14 protein-coding genes and 1 tRNA gene are annotated in these 16,134 nt (G+C 67.6%); 2 read left to right on the top strand and 13 right to left on the bottom strand.

Annotation, left to right across the window (positions count from 1 at the left end; all coding sequences use genetic code 11):
* Positions 1-78: 78 nt before the first annotated feature.
* The 4 genes from uvrB to rpsA all read right to left on the bottom strand — a co-directional run bounded on the left by uvrB (position 79) and on the right by rpsA (position 5,494).
* A complete protein-coding gene (uvrB, locus tag ACOAMO_RS00850) occupies positions 79-2,169 on the bottom strand; it encodes an excinuclease ABC subunit UvrB (protein ID WP_420175709.1) in 2,091 nt (696 codons plus the stop codon).
* A 62-nt stretch (positions 2,170-2,231) separates the two neighbouring features.
* On the bottom strand, positions 2,232-2,855 hold the full coding sequence (gene coaE / locus ACOAMO_RS00855) for a dephospho-CoA kinase (protein ID WP_420175710.1): 624 nt from the start codon (positions 2,853-2,855) through the stop codon (positions 2,232-2,234).
* Positions 2,852-3,832: an alpha/beta fold hydrolase gene (locus tag ACOAMO_RS00860; RefSeq protein ID WP_420175711.1), complete on the bottom strand. Its 981-nt coding sequence runs from the start codon at positions 3,830-3,832 to the stop codon at positions 2,852-2,854. Before ACOAMO_RS00860 ends, coaE begins: the two co-directional genes overlap by 4 nt.
* 198 nt (positions 3,833-4,030) lie before the next feature.
* Positions 4,031-5,494, bottom strand: coding sequence for a 30S ribosomal protein S1 (gene rpsA / locus ACOAMO_RS00865; RefSeq protein WP_420175712.1), 1,464 nt, complete (start codon positions 5,492-5,494; stop codon positions 4,031-4,033).
* Positions 5,495-5,775: 281 nt separating this feature from the next.
* Between rpsA and ACOAMO_RS00870 the strand changes: the two genes are divergently transcribed.
* Complete coding sequence (locus ACOAMO_RS00870; RefSeq protein ID WP_420175713.1) at positions 5,776-6,552, top strand: sortase domain-bontaining protein; 777 nt, start codon at positions 5,776-5,778, stop codon at positions 6,550-6,552.
* A gap of 23 nt (positions 6,553-6,575) precedes the next feature.
* Here the strand turns inward: ACOAMO_RS00870 and polA are convergent, their stop codons facing one another.
* Positions 6,576-9,287, bottom strand: a complete 2,712-nt coding sequence (polA, locus tag ACOAMO_RS00875) for a DNA polymerase I (protein WP_420175714.1) — start codon at positions 9,285-9,287, stop codon at positions 6,576-6,578.
* 53 nt (positions 9,288-9,340) lie between these two features.
* Here polA and ACOAMO_RS00880 point away from each other — a divergent pair, with 53 nt between their 5' ends.
* Positions 9,341-9,769 carry a PaaI family thioesterase gene (locus ACOAMO_RS00880; protein WP_420175715.1) on the top strand — a complete coding sequence of 143 codons (429 nt, stop codon included), beginning with the start codon at positions 9,341-9,343 and terminating at the stop codon, positions 9,767-9,769.
* Positions 9,770-9,773: 4 nt separating this feature from the next.
* Here the strand turns inward: ACOAMO_RS00880 and ACOAMO_RS00885 are convergent, their stop codons facing one another.
* The 8 genes from ACOAMO_RS00885 to ACOAMO_RS00920 all read right to left on the bottom strand — a co-directional run bounded on the left by ACOAMO_RS00885 (position 9,774) and on the right by ACOAMO_RS00920 (position 16,069).
* A complete protein-coding gene (locus ACOAMO_RS00885) occupies positions 9,774-10,382 on the bottom strand; it encodes an ANTAR domain-containing response regulator (protein ID WP_420175716.1) in 609 nt (202 codons plus the stop codon).
* Between the two features lie 154 nt (positions 10,383-10,536).
* Positions 10,537-10,619 (bottom strand) — tRNA-Leu (locus ACOAMO_RS00890).
* A gap of 100 nt (positions 10,620-10,719) precedes the next feature.
* The gene (pyk, locus tag ACOAMO_RS00895) at positions 10,720-12,150 is read right to left on the bottom strand and encodes a pyruvate kinase (RefSeq protein WP_420175717.1); all 1,431 of its coding nucleotides are present in this window, start codon (positions 12,148-12,150) and stop codon (positions 10,720-10,722) included.
* 137 nt (positions 12,151-12,287) lie between these two features.
* Positions 12,288-13,208, bottom strand: a complete 921-nt coding sequence (locus ACOAMO_RS00900) for an RluA family pseudouridine synthase (RefSeq protein ID WP_420175718.1) — start codon at positions 13,206-13,208, stop codon at positions 12,288-12,290.
* Complete coding sequence (locus ACOAMO_RS00905; protein WP_420175719.1) at positions 13,205-13,693, bottom strand: signal peptidase II; 489 nt, start codon at positions 13,691-13,693, stop codon at positions 13,205-13,207. The genes ACOAMO_RS00900 and ACOAMO_RS00905 overlap by 4 nt, the downstream gene beginning before the upstream one ends.
* Before the next feature lie 59 nt (positions 13,694-13,752).
* The gene (locus ACOAMO_RS00910; protein WP_420175720.1) at positions 13,753-14,175 is read right to left on the bottom strand and encodes a TraR/DksA family transcriptional regulator; all 423 of its coding nucleotides are present in this window, start codon (positions 14,173-14,175) and stop codon (positions 13,753-13,755) included.
* Between the two features lie 209 nt (positions 14,176-14,384).
* Complete coding sequence (locus tag ACOAMO_RS00915; RefSeq protein WP_420175721.1) at positions 14,385-15,380, bottom strand: DivIVA domain-containing protein; 996 nt, start codon at positions 15,378-15,380, stop codon at positions 14,385-14,387.
* A gap of 158 nt (positions 15,381-15,538) precedes the next feature.
* Positions 15,539-16,069, bottom strand: a complete 531-nt coding sequence (locus tag ACOAMO_RS00920) for a cell division protein SepF (RefSeq protein WP_420175722.1) — start codon at positions 16,067-16,069, stop codon at positions 15,539-15,541.
* Between the last annotated feature and the right edge of the window lie 65 nt (positions 16,070-16,134).

Below are 16,134 nucleotides of genomic sequence, written 5' to 3' on the forward strand. Positions count from 1 at the left end.
GAGTGCCCGCTCCCCTGCTGGGGAGCGGGCACTTCGTCATTTGCGGCCCCTCGACAGGCTCGGGGAAGGTGTCGGTGGCTACTTGTTGGCCTCGATCATGCTGCGCAGTTCCTTCTTGAGGTCACCGATCTCGTCTCGCAGCCGCGCCGCCAGCTCGAACTGCAGGTCCTTGGCCGCGGTGTGCATCTGCTCGGTGAGCTCTTGTACGAGGTCTGCCAACTCGCTGACAGCCATGTTGGCCGTGTCCAGGGCCCGCTTGTCGCCCAGCTGGGGCACCGGCTGGCCGGGCTTGCGTCCCTCGGGCTGCGCCTTGCTGACCAGCTCCGCGGTGTCAGCATCCTCCCGGTGGAGCATGTCGGTGATGTCGGCGATCTTCTTGCGCAGCGGCTGGGGGTCGATCCCGTGCTCGGTGTTGTACGCGATCTGGATGGCGCGACGACGGTTCGTCTCGTCGATCGCCTTCTCCATGCTCGGCGTGATCTTGTCCGCGTACATGTGCACCTGGCCCTCGACATTTCGAGCGGCTCGGCCGATGGTCTGGATCAAGGAACGCTCGGAGCGCAGGAAGCCCTCCTTGTCGGCGTCGAGGATCGCCACCAGGCTCACCTCGGGCAGGTCCAGGCCCTCGCGCAGCAGGTTGATGCCCACCAGCACGTCGTACTCGCCCATCCGCAGTTCCCGCAGCAGTTCGACGCGACGCAGCGTGTCCACCTCGGAGTGCAGGTAACGGGTTCGCACCCCGTTCTCCATCAGGTAGTCGGTCAGGTCTTCGGCCATCTTCTTGGTCAGGGTGGTGACCAGGATGCGCTCGCTCTTCTCAGCCCGGACCCTGATCTCGCCCAGCAGGTCGTCGATCTGGCCCTTGGTGGGCTTCACGACGATCTCTGGGTCGACCAGGCCGGTGGGGCGGATGATCTGTTCCACGTAGCCGTCGGCACGGGCCATCTCGTAGTCGCCGGGCGTGGCCGACAGGTAGACCGTCTGGCCGATGCGCTCGGTGAATTCCTCGAAGCGCAGTGGCCGGTTGTCCATGGCGCTGGGCAGCCGGAAGCCGTGCTCCACCAGCGTGCGCTTGCGGCTCGCGTCACCCTCGTACATGCCGCCGATCTGCGGCACGGTGACGTGTGACTCGTCGATCACCAGCAGGAAGTCCGACGGGAAGAAGTCCAGCAGGGTGTGTGCCGGGTCCCCCGCCTGGCGGCCGTCCATGTGACGCGAGTAGTTCTCGATGCCGGAGCAGGTGCCGATCTGGCGCATCATCTCGATGTCATAGCTGGTGCGCATCCGCAGCCGTTGCTCCTCCAACAGCTTGTTCTGCTTGTGCAACTCGTCGAGCCGCTCCTCCAGCTCCTGCTCGATGCCGACGATGGCCCGCTCCATGCGTTCCGGGCCGGCGACGTAGTGGGTGGCCGGGAAGATGTACATCTCATCGTCGGTGGTCAGCACCTCGCCCGTCAGCGGGTGCATCGTGCTCAGCGCCTCGATCTCGTCGCCGAAGAACTCGACGCGCACAGCGTTCTCCTCATACATCGGGAAGACCTCCAGCGTGTCCCCGCGCACCCGGAAGGTGCCACGGGTGCCCGCCAGGTCATTGCGGGCGTACTGGATCTCCACCAGGCGACGCAGCAGGGCCTCCCGCTCGTACTCCTCGCCCACCTTCAGCCGGACCATCCGGTCCACGTACTCCTCGGGCGTACCCAGACCGTAGATGGCGCTCACCGTGGCCACCACGATGACGTCGCGCCGGGTCAGCAGCGAGGCGGTGGTGGAGTGCCGCAGCCGCTCCACCTCCTCGTTGAGGCTGGAGTCCTTCTCGATGTAGGTGTCCGTCTGCGGCACATAGGCCTCGGGTTGGTAGTAGTCGTAGTAGCTGACGAAGTACTCCACCGCGTTGTCGGGGAAGAACTGCCGCAGCTCATTCGCGTACTGGGCCGCCAGCGTCTTGTTCGGCTGCATCACCAGCACGGGCCGCTGCAGCCGCTCGGTCAGCCACCCGATGGTCGCGGTCTTGCCGGTGCCGGTGGCGCCCAGCAGCACGACGTCCTGCTCACCGGAGCGGATACGACGCTCCAACTCGTCGATTGCCTGGGGCTGGTCGCCCGAAGGCTCGAAGCCCGCCTGCATCTTGAAGGGGGCCACCACGCGCTGGATCTCGTCGACTGCTCGCATGCTTCGAGGCTACAAGGCGCCCCCGACAGAACCGACGCCTCCCCGTCCTGCTCCGGGCGCTGTCAGCAGCCGCAGCCGTCGCCCTGCTGCCCGCGCCGCTTGAGCAGTTCGTGCCACACCGCGTGGGTGCGCTCGTCGAGCTCGGTCAGGCCGGCGTCATTACGGATCACGTAGTCGGCCACTCGCAGCCGCTCGGCGCGCGAGGCCTGCGCATCAATCCGTGCCTGGGCCTCGGCCGGTTCGAGTCCGTCACGAGCCACCAGGCGTTGCAGCTGGGTCTCTTCGTCGACGTCGACCACCACCACCGCGTCGAAGTCGTCGGCCCTCCCGGATTCCACCAGGAGCGGGATCATGTGCACGACGATCACGTAGGGATCCTCCACCAGGCCCTCGATCGTGCGCGCAGCATCGCGGATGCGGGGGTGCAGGATGGCGTTGAGATCGGCCCTGGCCTGCTCGTCGGAGAAGACCAGGCGTCCCAGTGCTGCGCGGTCCAGGCTCCCGTCGGGGCGGAGCATGGACTCACCGAAGCGTTCCACGACGGCTGCCAGCCCGGGGCTGCCGGGCACGACCACGTCTCGGGCGAGCTGGTCGGAGTCCACCACGACGGCACCGCGACGTCGCATCATCTCGCCAACCGCGGACTTGCCGGACGCGATGCCGCCGGTCAGACCAACCCGGATCATCGCGCCTGGCCGACCATCTCGAAGCCACCCGTGGCCGCAAAGCTGTCGGTGGCCCTGCGCCACAGGTCCATCATGTGCGCTCCCCCGTGCCCCTCGGACTCGACGACGTGCAGCTGGGCCGTGGGCAGCTCCGCCTTCACGGCCCACGCGGTGCTCAGCGGCCCGGAGACGTCGCGCCGTCCGTGGACCATGCAGATCGGCAGGCCCTGGAGCTGCCCGAGATGGGCCAGCAGGCCTCCCTCTGGCACCCATCCGGGCGTCTGCGCCGCATGGTGCGACCAGAAGTGGCCCACCAGCGTGGTGAAGGCGATCTGCTGGTCGACGGGCTTCTCACACATCCCGACGGGTCGCAACTGGTCCACCGGCAGACCGATCTGGATGTGGGTCTCCTCCCAGGCCATCCAGGCCAGGGCCAGGTCCAAGCGCGCCTCGGCATCATCGCCGGCCATCACAGCCGTCATGGCGTCGACCAGCCGGCCCCGCCCGGGCTTCCAGTCGCTGTGCTGCTCGACGACGGAGGCCAGTTCTGCCCAGGCCTCCGGGTAGAACATCGAGGCCCCCTCACTGATCCATTCCACCTCCGTCGGGCTGGTGGTGGTGACGCACACCAGGACCAGCCCCAGCACTCGGTCGGTGTGGGCCAAGGCATGGTGCAGCGCCAGCGTCGATCCCCAGGAGACACCGCAGACCAGCCAACGCTCCACCCCCAGGTGTTCCCGCAGCGCCTCGATGTCCTCCAACAGGTGCGCGGTGGTGTTGTCCTCGAGCCGATGCTCGGGGCTTCCCGCGGTGGGCGTACTCCTGCCCGCACCACGCTGCTGCAGACCGATGATGCGGTACTTCTCGGGATCGAATCGACGGCGGTAACCCTCATGGAGGACTCCACCTGGACCGCCATGCAGGTAGAGCACCGGGATGCCGTCACGGGCGCCGGAGACCTCCCAGTAGACCTGGTGTCCGGCGCGTGCAGCGAGCATCCCAGACTCATGAGGGGAGATCGGGGGATACATGAGGCAGAGACTATCGGCATCCCAGTCCTGCATGGCCATCGACACCATTTCTTTCTGGGACTGGATTCCCACAGGACGCGACGAGGGGCCCCGACCATGTGGTCGGAGCCCCTCGTCAGTGCTCTGTTCGTCAGCCGACGAACGGTGCCGGGATCACGGGGATCCTCAGTTGGCGCCGCCCGAGAGCTTGTCGCGCAGGGCCTGCAGGGCCTCGTCGGAGGCCAGCGAGCCCTCCGGCTCCACGTCGGCAGCGGCCGACGAGGAGAAGGTGGCGGCGGTGGACGCCTCGACGACGGCGTTCTGGTCGGCCTTCTCAGCCTCCTCGGCCTGCTTCTTCAGGGCCATCCAACGGGCCTGGGCCTCGGCGTACTGGGCCTCCCAAGCGCGCTGCTGCTCCTCGAAGCCCGGCTTCCACTCGTTGGTCTCCGGATCGAAGCCCTCGGGGTAGATGTAGTTGCCGTTCTCGTCGTAGCTGGCGGTCATGCCGTACAGCGACGGATCGAAGTCGTCGGCACCCAGGTCGACGCCCTCGTTGGCCTGCTTCAGCGAGAGGCTGATGCGACGACGCTCGAGGTCGATGTCGATGATCTTGACCATGACCTCGTCGTTGACCGAGACGACCTGCTCGGGGATCTCGACGTGGCGCTCGGCCAGCTCGGAGACGTGCACCAGGCCCTCGATGCCCTCCTCGACACGCACGAAGGCGCCGAAGGGAACGAGCTTGGTGACCTTGCCCGGCACGATCTGCCCGATCTGGTGCATGCGGGCGAAGGTCTGCCACGGATCTTCCTGGGTGGCCTTCAGCGACAGCGAGACACGCTCGCGGTCCATGTCGACGTCCAGCACCTCGACGGTGACGGGCATGCCGACCTCGACGACCTCGGACGGGTGGTCGATGTGCTTCCAGGACAGCTCGGAGACGTGCACCAGGCCGTCGACGCCACCCAGGTCCACGAAGGCACCGAAGTTGACGATCGAGGAGACGACGCCGTTGCGGATCTGGCCCTTCTGCAGCTGGGTGAGGAAGTTCTGGCGAACCTCGCTCTGGGTCTGCTCCAGCCAGGCACGACGCGACAGGACGACGTTGTTGCGGTTCTTGTCCAGCTCGATGATCTTGGCCTCGAGCTCCTGGCCCACGTAGGGCTGCAGGTCGCGGACGCGACGCATCTCGACCAGCGAGGCGGGCAGGAAGCCGCGCAGGCCGATGTCGACGATGAGGCCACCCTTGACGACCTCGATGACGGAGCCGGTGACGACGCCGTCCTCTTCCTTGATCTTCTCGATCGTGCCCCAGGCGCGCTCGTACTGGGCGCGCTTCTTGGACAGGATCAGGCGGCCTTCCTTGTCCTCCTTGGTCTGGACCAGGGCCTCGATCTCATCGCCGACGCTGACGACCTCGAAGGGGTCGACGTCGTGCTTGATGGAGAGTTCCTTGGAGGGGATGACGCCTTCGGTCTTGTAGCCGATGTCGAGGAGGACCTCGTCACGGTCGACCTTGACGACGGTGCCGGTGACGATGTCGCCGTCGTTGAAGTACTTGATGGTGGCATCGATCGCAGCCAGGAAGGCTTCGGGCGAGCCGAGGTCGTCAATAGCGACCTGAGGAGAGGCCTCAGAGGTGGAGGTCATGTAGTAGGACTCCGTAGTGGATGTGTGTGTCGGTGATGCTCCGTGGCCCTTCGACGAGCCAGGATCGGGCTGGAACGAGTCCAGCGGGTGAACATGACACGACGAGCACAGCCTGCTCCGTCCGAGGATGCGCAGACCACAGCGCCCCAACAGCCTATCTTTTGCCCTCCTGAAGGGTCAATCCGACTGCCGCGCCACCCGCACCACGCCCTCCTGGCCGCCGGTAGGCTCACCGGAACGGATCGGGGGCCGTGGCCCTCGGCGTGCACAAGGAGATCGTTGTGAGCTGGAATCGTCGGCTGCTCGCCGCCGTCACCGCCGTCGTGGCCCTCGCCCTGGCCCTGGGGTGGTGGCTGACCTCGCGTTCGGGGAGCCCCCAGGACAGCACGCTCGCCACCCCCTCCCCCGGGGCCTCTTCCACCGGGGCCGCTTCCACCGCCCGCCCCAAGGCCTCGCCCGGCACCACCGGAGGCGCTCCCGACGACACCGAGTCCCCCACCGCCACGGCCAGTGCCCCTCCCGGCACTGCGGGCGGCTCCCGGACCCCAGCGGACAGCGGGCAACTGCCGGCGGATTGCTCCGCCACGTCCAGCCCGATGGTTCCCACCCGGATCACGATGGGCTCGGTCACCAAGGACTCCGCGGTCTTGAGTCTGGGACTGGCCGCCGACGGCACCGTGGCCACTCCCCCGTACTCACAGCCGATGAGCGTGGGCTGGTACAACCTCGGCCCCAAGCCGGGCGCAGCACGGGGCAAGGTGGTGTTGACCGCCCACACCTTCCGCGAAGGAGGCGGCTTGGGCAACCGCATGCACCGGGCCGACGGCCTGCAGCCCGGCGACATCATCCGCCTCAGCGATGGCCAGGGACGCACCCTGTGCTACCGCCACACCCAGCAGAAGAAGGTCTGGGTGAAGGACTACGATCCCGACTCCACGGTCCTCTACGACGCCAAGGGCAAGCACCAACTGGCCATCGTGATCTGTTGGGACTTCAACCGGGAACGGGAGGACTGGGACTCGCGCATCATCTACTACGCAGAGCCCCTGGCCTCGTGAGGCCCGGCCCCAGCAGGCGGGGCTCAGTGCGCCGCGTCGTGCCAGGAACGGCCGACCCCGACGCTCACGTCCAGGGGGACGTCGAGCTGCATGGCCTGGCCCATCTTGCTGCGCACCAGCTCCTCGACCGTCTCCCGCTCCCCCGGCGCCACTTCCAGCACCAGTTCGTCGTGCACCTGCAGCAGCATGCGGCTGTCCAGCCCTTGGCGCAGCAGCTCCGCCTCGACGTCGAGCATGGCGAGCTTGATCATGTCGGCCGCCGACCCCTGGATGGGGGCGTTGAGTGCCATCCGTTCGGCCATGTCACGGCGCTGGCGGTTGGATGAGTTGAGGTCGGGCAGGTGTCGACGGCGCCCCAGCAGTGTCTCGGTGTAACCGGTCCGTCGTGCCTGGGCGACCACCGACTGCAGGTAGTCACGCACGCCGCCGAAGCTCTCGAAGTAGTCCTCCATCAGGGCCTTGGCCTCACTGTTGGTGATGCCCAGCTGGTTGGCCAGGCCGAAGGCGCTCAGGCCGTAGGCCAGGCCGTAGTTCATCGCCTTGATCTTGGCGCGCTGCTCACTGGTGATCTCGTCGGCCGGCACGTCGAAGACTCGCGCTGCCGTGGCGGAGTGGAAGTCGACGCCGCTGCGGAAGGCCTCGATCAGCTTCGCGTCGCCCGAGACGTGCGCCATGATGCGCATCTCGATCTGCGAGTAGTCGGCGGTCATCAGGCACTCGTGGCGGTCACCCACCACGAAGGCCTCGCGGATGCGGCGGCCGGCCTCGGTGCGGATCGGGATGTTCTGCAGGTTCGGGTCGGTGGAGCTGAGCCGCCCGGTGGCGGCGATGGTCTGCACATAGGTGGTGTGGATCCGACCGTCCTCCGCGACGCTCTTGAGCAGTCCGTCGACGGTCTGGCGCAGCTTGATGGAGTCGCGGTGGGCCAGCAGGTGTTCCAGGAAGGGGTGCTGGGTCTTGGCGTAGAGGCCCTCCAGTGCCTCCGCATCCGTGGTCCAGCCGCTCTTGGTCTTGCGGGTCTTGGGCATCTCCAGGTCGTCGAAGAGGACGGCCTGCAGCTGCTTGGGCGAACCGAGGTTGATCTGCTTGCCACCGATCGCGTCCCACGCGGCCTGCTGGGCCTGTGAGACGCGCGAGTCGAAGTCGCTGCGCAGTTCGTCGAGCTTGTCCTGATCGACCGCGATGCCGGTGCTCTCCATGCGCGCCAGGGTGGTCTGCAGCGGCAGCTCCACCTCGTGCAGCAGGCGGGCACCGCCCTGGGTGTCGAGCTCGCTCGACAGGGCCTCGGCCAGGTCGATCACCGCGCGGGCGCGCACCATCGCGACCTGCGCGGCCTCGTCCTCGGAGCCCTCGTCGTCCACCTCGAAGAGGGAGTCCTGTTCCACCGGCTCGGACTTGCCGTCCTGCACCCGCAGCTCGCGCTTGAGGTGGCGCAGCGAGAGGTCGGCCAGGTCGAAGGTGCGCTGGTCGGGCCGCAGGAGGTAGGCGGCGAGCACGGTGTCGCAGGTGATGCCCTTCAGGTCCCAGCCCCGTGCCCAGATGGCCAGCATCGGGCCCTTGGCGTCATGCATTGCCTTGGGAGCCTTTTCGTCGGCCAGCCAGGCCGCCAACGCGGCATCGTCGGCCGGGGTGAGGTCTGCGGTCGTGAACCACACGGCAGCACCGTCCTGGGCGGCCAGGGCCAAGGCTTCGATGTCTCCCGTGCCCTGGCCCCAGTGGCCCACCGGATCGATGCCGGTGACGCCACCCGCGGCATGCTCGGCGAGCCACTCGGCCAGCGTGCCCGGCTCCAGCTTCTCGCCGACGACCTCGAAACCGCCCTCCGCGGGGGCCTCGTCGGCGGGGAAGTACTCCATCAGGCGATCGCGCAGCACCCGGAACTCCAGCTGGTCGAAGAGCGCGTGGACCGCCTCGCGATTCCAGTCCTGGCGTTCCAGGTCTGCGGGCCCCACGGGCAGTTCCAGCGTGCGGACCAGCGCGTTGAGCTCGCGGTTGCGCTTCACGTCCGCCAGGTGGTCTCGGAAGTTCTGCCCTGCCTTGCCGGGCACCTGGTCGGCGCGCCGGATCAGGTTCTCCAGGCCCTCGTACTGCCCCAGCCACTTGGCCGCGGTCTTGGGCCCGACGCCGGGCACCCCCGGCAGGTTGTCGCTGGTCTCACCGACCAGGGCGGCCAGTTCCGGGTAGACCGCCGGTGCCACCAGGTACTTCTCCTCCACCGCGGAGGGCGTCATCCGGGCCAGGTCGCTGACGCCCTTCCTCGGGTAGAGCACGGTGACGTGTTCGTCCACCAGCTGCATCGCGTCCCGGTCGCCGGTGACCACGAGGGTCTCGAAGCCAGCCGCGGTGGCCTGTGTGGACAGCGTCGCGATGATGTCGTCGGCCTCGTAGTTCTCCTTCGTGATGAAGGGGATGTTCAGCGCCGTCAACACCTCCTGGATGAGCGTCACCTGGCCCTTGAACTCGTCCGGTGAGGCCGAGCGGGTGGCCTTGTAGTCGCTGTAGCTCTCCGTCCGGAAGGTGACCCGGGACAGGTCGAAGGCCACGGCCAGGTGGGTGGGCGCCTCGTCGCGCAGCAGGTTGATCAGCATCGAGGTGAAGCCGTAGACGGCATTGGTGTGCTGGCCCGTACTCGTGGAGAAGTTCTCGACGGGCAGCGCGAAGAAGGCCCGATAGGCCACCGAGTGGCCATCGATCAGCAGGAGCTTGGGGCGGGAGTTCTCGGCTGCACTAGTCACGCGTTGCACTCTAGTGGCCACCGCCGACAACTTTGCGCCCTAGAGTGGCGGCCATGCACGGAGTCGATCTGCCCCAGTGGCTCGCCGAGATGACCAGCGCCCTTGACGACAAGATGGGCCTCGAACTGCTGGAGGTCTCCGCCGAACGGACCGTGGGCCGCATCCCGGTGGAGGGCAACACCCAGGTGATCGGCCTGCTGCACGGTGGGGCCAGCGGGGTTCTCACCGAGACGCTCGGATCGATGGCGGCGCAGGCACATGCCCGCGAGCACGGGGGCATCGCGGTGGGCCTGAACCTGGAGGTCACCCACCATCGTGCCGTGCGCAATGGTCACGTGACGGGCACGGCCACCGCACTCCACCTGGGACGCACGATCTGCACCCATCTGGTGGAGATCGTCGACGACGAGGGCGAGCGGGTGGCCACGGGCCGACTCACCTGCCTGGTGCGGCCCCGCCCCTCGAAGACTGCTTCGGCCTGAAGGACTACTTCTTGGCCTTGCCCTGGGCGATGACCTTCTCGGCCACCTCGCGCATCGAGATGCGCAGGTCCATGGCGGTCTTCTGGATCCAGCGGAAGGCCTCCGGCTCGGACAGCCCCAGACCCTCCTGCAGCATCCCCTTGGCCTGGTCGACGGCCTTGCGGGAGGCCAGACGCTCCTCCAGGTCGGCCACCTCGTCCTCGACGGCGCGGATCTCCTGGAAACGTCCGATGGCGATCTCGATGGCCGGGACCACGTCCGAGGCGTCGAAGGGCTTGACCACATAGGCCATGGCGCCGGCTTCGCGGGCTCGCTCCACCAGGTCGCGCTGGCTGAAGGCGGTGAGCATCACCACGGGCGCGATGCGCTCCTCGGCGATCTTCTCGGCCGCGGTGATGCCGTCCATCTTGGGCATCTTGACGTCCATCACCACCAGGTCTGGCTGCAGCTCGCGTGCCATCTCAACGGCGGCCTCGCCGTCACCGGCCTGGCCGACCACGTCGTAGCCCTCGTCGGCAAGCAACTCCACCAGGTCCATCCGGATCAGCGCCTCGTCCTCGGCGACGACGACGCGGGGCTTGGGGCGGCTGGTGCTCGAATCGGTGTTGCTCACGGAACGTCCTTGGCTAGGCGGTGGGGACTGCAAAACATGCGGTGATGCGGTGTCCAGGGGGGGGTCAGTGCCACGACGACGTGCAACCGACGTCCCAGCACCAAGTCTGTCAGACATCAGATTTGACCGTGGCGAAAGCACCAAGACCACATCGTGCCCGGGAGGGGAGTCGAACCCCTACGGTCGTGAGACCAGACGGGTTTGAGCCGTCCGCGTATACCATTCCGCCACCCGGGCTAGAGGCGACAAGCCATTGTGCCACACTGCGCACCGCGATTCACACGCGGGACGCGACGGGGCGCCCCACCAGGGGCGCCCCGCCATGACCTGCGCAGGATCAGTGGTGGTCGTCCATCGCCTGCGGCTTGATCTTGTGGACTCGCAGGGAGTTCGTCTTGCCGGGAACACCCATCGGGGAACCCGAGACGATCACGATGTACTCGCCCACCTGCACGACGCCGTCCTCGATCAGGATCTTCTCGACGGCGCGCACCATCTCCTCGTTCTGGGTGAACTCGGGGGTGATGCGGGCATTGACGCCCCAGGTGAGGGTCAGCTGCTGACGCGTCGACTGGTCGGGCGTGAAACAGAGCATCGGGATCGGCGAACGCAGACGCGACAGGCGCTTGGCGGTGTCACCAGACTTGGTGAAGGCCACCAGGTACTTGGCGTTCACCCGCTCGGCCACCTCGGCCGCGGCCTTGGCGATCACGCCGCCCGTGGTGTGCGGATCCCAGTCGATCTCGTTGATCTTGCTCAGACCGTGCTGTTCGGTGTTCTCGACGATGTTGGCCATGGTGCGCACCGTCTCGACGGGGTAGGCACCCACCGAGGTCTCGCCCGAGAGCATGACCGCATCGGCACCGTCGAGGATGGCATTGGCCACGTCGGAGGCCTCGGCGCGGGTGGGACGCGGCGCCGAGATCATCGACTCCAGCATCTGGGTGGCCACGATGACGGGCTTGGCCCACTTGCGGGCAGCGCGCACGATGCGCTTCTGCACCAGCGGAACCTCTTCCAGCGGCAGTTCCACGCCGAGGTCGCCACGGGCCACCATGAAGGCGTCGAAGGCGTCGATGATGGCGTCGAGGTTCTCGATGGCCTGCGGCTTCTCGAGCTTGGCGATCACCGGCATGCGGCGGCCCTCTTCGTCCATGATCTCGTGGACGCGCTTGATGTCCTCGGCATTGCGCACGAAGGACAGGGCGATCATGTCGACGTCCTGACCCAACGCCCAGCGCAGGTCCTCCTCGTCCTTCTCACTCAGCGCGGGGACGCTGACCGCAACACCGGGCAGGTTGATGCCCTTGTTGTTGGAGACGGGGCCCGCGACGGTCACACGGCAGACCACGTCGGTCTGGGTGACCTCGACGGCCTCCAGCGCGATGCGGCCGTCGTCGATGAGGATCGGGTCGCCGGGGTTCACGTCGCCCGGCAGCCCCTTGAAGGTGGTGGAGCAGCGGGTCTGGTCGCCCTGGATGTCGTCAGTGGTGATGGTGAAGGTCTGGCCGTAGCTCAGCATCACCTTGTCCTCGGCGAAACGACCGAGACGAATCTTGGGGCCCTGGAGGTCTGCCAGCACACCCACGGTGCGGCCGAGCTTCTCAGCGGCATCGCGCGTGAGCTTGAGCCGCTTCTCGTGCTCGGCGTGGTCGCCGTGACTCATGTTGAGGCGGGCGACGTCCATGCCTGCCGCGATGATCTCTTCCATACGCTCCGGGGAGGACGTTGCCGGCCCGAGCGTGCACACAATATTAGCTCTACGCACGTTGTCAGACTACCGTCCAAAGCCCAGATGCGGTCTGTCAGGGCCGAGTTGCCGAAGGTTGTTCACGAAGGGGTCACACAGCGGGGTCTCAGTGGCCGCCCAGTGAGACGGTTCGTCTCAGCCCCCAGCGGCCCGGTTCAGCCCTCGCGAACCAGGTCGAGTGCCCTTTGCAGGTCTTCCGGATAGTCCGAACGGAAGGTCACCCACTCCCCCGTCCCCGGGTGGGTGAAGGACAGCTCCACCGCGTGCAGCCACTGGCGCACGAGTCCAAGCCGGGCAGCCAGCACCGGATCGGCCCCATAGGTGGGGTCACCCACGCACGGATGCCGCATGGCGCTCATGTGCACCCGGATCTGGTGGGTCCGCCCGGTCTCCAGGTGGATCTGCAGCAAGGTCGCGGCGCGATGCGCCTCCAGGGTCTCGTAGTGGGTCACCGAGCGGCGACCGCCCTCGACGATCGCCATCTTCCACTCCGACCCCGGATGCCGACCGATCGGCGCGTCGATGGTGCCCTCGAAGGGGTCCGGATGCCCCTGCACCAGGGCGTGGTAGACCTTCTCGACCGTGCGATCGCGGAAGGCCTGCTTCAGCACCGTGTAGGCACGCTCGCTCTTGGCCACAACCATCAGGCCGGAGGTGCCCACGTCCAACCGCTGCACGATGCCCTGGCGTTCGGGCGCCCCGCTGGTGGAGATCCGGAATCCCGCGCCCGCCAGGTGTTCCACCACGCTCGGCCCCTCCCAGCCCAGCGACGGGTGCGCAGCCACGCCGACGGGCTTGTCGACCACGACGATGTCGCGGTCGTCGTGCACGATGCGCACCCCCTCGACCTCCCGTGGGGTCACCTGCACCCCGCTGGGAACCGCCTCCAGGTCAACCTCGAGCATCACCCCGGCAGCGACCCGAAGCGACGGCTTGTCGACCGTCAGGCCATCCAGCCGGACGGCGCCGGCCGCCACCAGGTCGGCAACCCGTGATCGCGACAGGCCCGTCATGCGGGCGGCGGCGGCGTCGACGCGCTCACCGTCCAGGCCGTCGGGCACCAGCAGGACACTCATGCGGACTCCTCCTCGGGAACTGCCTCGTCGGGATCGGCCTCGTCGGGATCAGCACGAAAGGCCGCCACCACCATGACCAGGGCCGTGCACGTGATGAAGATGTCGGCCACGTTGAAGATGGCGAAGTGTGGCACCTGGAAGAAGTCGACCACATGGCCGCGCATCGGCCCCGGCGGACGCACCAGTCGGTCGACCAGGTTGCCCACGATTCCTGCGGTGGCCATCCCGGCCAGCAGTCCCTGCCCCACCGTGCGTAGCCGGGGGGCCACCACCAGGAGCATGGCGACCGCGGCCACCAGCGCCAGCACGCTGATCGCCAGCGTCGAGTTCTCCCCCATCGAGAAGGCGGCGCCGGGATTGCGGATCAGTTTCAACCGCAGCAACCCACCGAAGAACTCCGGCGGGCGAGCAGGATCCAAGTGGGTCACTGCCAGCTGCTTGGTCGCCTGATCGAGCGCCAGACCCACGGCGGCCGCAACGGCCATCGCCCACCGCGCTGCGGTGGGCGATGGGTTCGCCTGGTGGCTGGCGCGGGCCGCGCGGTTTATCGTCGCTCCTCGCGCTGCTTGCAGCTGACGCACATCGTGGCGCGCGGGAAGGCCTGCAGTCGGGCCTTGCCGATCGGCTGGTCGCAGGTCTCGCACAGGCCGTACTGGCCCTTGTCGAACAGGCTGAGCGCCAGCTCGGACTGGTCGAGCATCTCGCGGGCATTCTGCGCCAGCGACATCTCCTGGTCCCGCTCGAAGTTGGAGGAACCGACGTCGGCCGGGTCACGGCCGGCGCCGTCGCTGCCCTCGCGCATCAGGCCGGCCAGTTCGGCCTCGGCCACCTCGATGGCCTTGCGCATGCGCTCGATCTCGCTGGTGAGTTCCTCGCGAACCTCCGCAACCTCTTCGGGGGTCCAAGGATCCTCTCCCTCGCGGACGGGAAGAACCACCTGCTCGCCCTTCGACTTGCTGCTGGCCATTCGTTGCTCCCTCGTGATGGGGCGACACCGGGCCCCGGTGTCGACGTCGTGTGCGACGGCACCTTGCCGTCTGAGGTGCGAAGATACACCCTCTGTCAATCCCCTGCAGCCGACCCCCGCCAGCACCACGGCGTGGGCCCCGACACCACGGCGGTGTCGGGGCCCACGAACGACTTGTGGCAGGAACGACTTGTGGCAGGGGCGCCGGCTCAGTTGCCCTCGGCCAGCAGCGCGTCCAGGCGCGGCGTGGCGGAATTGCCCTGGGCGCCGGCGGTGCGGGCCTCCCCGAGCAGCTCCGGGGCCTCGGTGGGTTCCAGCTGCTCGGCCTTGAGGCGCTCCAGCTGACGATTAAAATGGCTGGCCAGGTTGTTGCGGTAGTCGCTCTCGAAGGCGCGCAGCTGGTCGACCTTGACCACCAGCTGGTCCCGCTCGGCCTCCAGCTTGGAGAACAGCTCGCGACGACGGTTCTCGGCATCGGTGTTGACGCGCTCGGAATTGCTGCGTGCCTCGGCGGCGAGTCGCTGCGCCTCGGCCTTGGCCGCGGCGGTCATCTGCTCGGCGCTCTGTCGTGCCTCGGTCTCGGTGCGCTCGGCGCGGTTCTGGGCATCCGTGGTGAGCTCGTGGGCCTCACGGTTGGCCTCGTCGAGCTTGCGCTGGGCCTCGGCCTCGGCCTCGGTCACCACGGATTCGGCCTGCTCGGTGGCCAGCTGCACCAGGCGGGTCACCGCCGGGCTGGCCTGGGCCGCGGTGGAGACGACGATCTTCTCGACCTTGCTGCCGTTCTGGCCATCCATCACCGTCAGCCCGGTGGACTGACGGGCGCTCTCCAGCTCGCCACGCAGCTGCTCGACCTGACCGCGCAGCTCCTGGTTCTCATCCCGCAGACGCTGCAGCTCAGACGCGTCGGCCTCGGCGCCGTCGGCCTGCGCCGGACGGGCCTCGCCCTGCTGGCGAACCTGCTCGAGCTCGGCGCGAAGCCGCTCGTTCTCGGCCTGCAGCTCCGAATCCTGGGCACCCGAATCCTGGGCATCAGAATCCAGGGCGTCCAGCTGGGCCCGCAGTCGCTCGTTCTCCTCGAGGATGGTGCCGAAGGTCATGTCAACCTGGTCGACGAACTCGTCCACCTCGGTGGCCCGGTAGCCCTCGCCCACTCGCTTGGCGATCGGGAAGCGAACGTTCTTCACGTCCTCAAGGGTCAGCGTCATGTGTAACTCCCAGCTCGTTGGCGTCTACGTACCCCCGGCAGGCGCGGGCAATGTCTCGCCCCCTGTCCAGGGGCATGATCGCTAGGCTACTCCAGCCCGATCGGCCACACCACCGCAGGCCGGATGACCGTCATCGGGCCAGCGCCCGCGCAGCAGGCTCAGCTCTGGTTGAAGAATCCGCCCGCCGCGATGCGTTCCTTGTCCTCGGCCGTCACGGTGACATTCTGCGGCGAGAGCAGGAAGACCTTGCTGGTCACCCGCTCGATGGTGCCGCGCAACCCGAAGATCAGGCCCGCCGCGAAGTCGACCAGACGCTTGGCGTCGGCATCCTCCATGTCGGACAGGTTCATGATGACCGGCACATTGTCGCGGTAGTGCTCGCCGATGGTGCGCGCCTCATTGTAGGTGCGCGGGTGCACGGTGATGATCCGCGTCAGGTCTGCCGTGCGCTGCACCGGCTCCTGTTCGGACTGCTGGTTGGGCACCGGACGGTGGTTCACCGTCACCGCCTGGGGAGCGGGTGCCTGCACCGCAGAGCGACGCTCGGGCAGCGACGTGATCTGGGAAGGCTCGTGGTTGGCGTCGGTGAAGACCTCCTCGGTCAACTCCCCGTCATCCTCGTAGTCGTAGCGCGAATCCTCGATGAGGCCGAGCCACTTGCCCACCTTCTTCATGCTGCTGTCCGACATGTGCCCTCCTGAAATGACGTCATCGACGAGGTTACCTGCCCTGCTGCACCGGTGCGGGACGGCCA

Source organism: Luteococcus struthionis, from assembly GCF_048595755.1.
GTDB lineage: Bacteria > Actinomycetota > Actinomycetes > Propionibacteriales > Propionibacteriaceae > Luteococcus.

Excerpts from the sequence above, each read along its gene's own strand:
- uvrB (WP_420175709.1), bottom strand. The coding sequence starts at position 2,169 with ATGCGAGCAGTCGACGAGATCCAGCGCGTGGTGGCCCCCTTCAAGATG.
- coaE (WP_420175710.1), bottom strand. The coding sequence starts at position 2,855 with ATGATCCGGGTTGGTCTGACCGGCGGCATCGCGTCCGGCAAGTCCGCG.
- ACOAMO_RS00860 (WP_420175711.1), bottom strand. The coding sequence starts at position 3,832 with ATGCTCGCTGCACGCGCCGGACACCAGGTCTACTGGGAGGTCTCCGGC.
- rpsA (WP_420175712.1), bottom strand. The coding sequence starts at position 5,494 with ATGACCTCCACCTCTGAGGCCTCTCCTCAGGTCGCTATTGACGACCTC.
- ACOAMO_RS00880 (WP_420175715.1), top strand. The coding sequence starts at position 9,341 with ATGCACGGAGTCGATCTGCCCCAGTGGCTCGCCGAGATGACCAGCGCC.
- ACOAMO_RS00900 (WP_420175718.1), bottom strand. The coding sequence starts at position 13,208 with ATGAGTGTCCTGCTGGTGCCCGACGGCCTGGACGGTGAGCGCGTCGAC.
- ACOAMO_RS00905 (WP_420175719.1), bottom strand. The coding sequence starts at position 13,693 with ATGGCCGTTGCGGCCGCCGTGGGTCTGGCGCTCGATCAGGCGACCAAG.
- ACOAMO_RS00910 (WP_420175720.1), bottom strand. The coding sequence starts at position 14,175 with ATGGCCAGCAGCAAGTCGAAGGGCGAGCAGGTGGTTCTTCCCGTCCGC.
- ACOAMO_RS00915 (WP_420175721.1), bottom strand. The coding sequence starts at position 15,380 with ATGACGCTGACCCTTGAGGACGTGAAGAACGTTCGCTTCCCGATCGCC.
- ACOAMO_RS00920 (WP_420175722.1), bottom strand. The coding sequence starts at position 16,069 with ATGTCGGACAGCAGCATGAAGAAGGTGGGCAAGTGGCTCGGCCTCATC.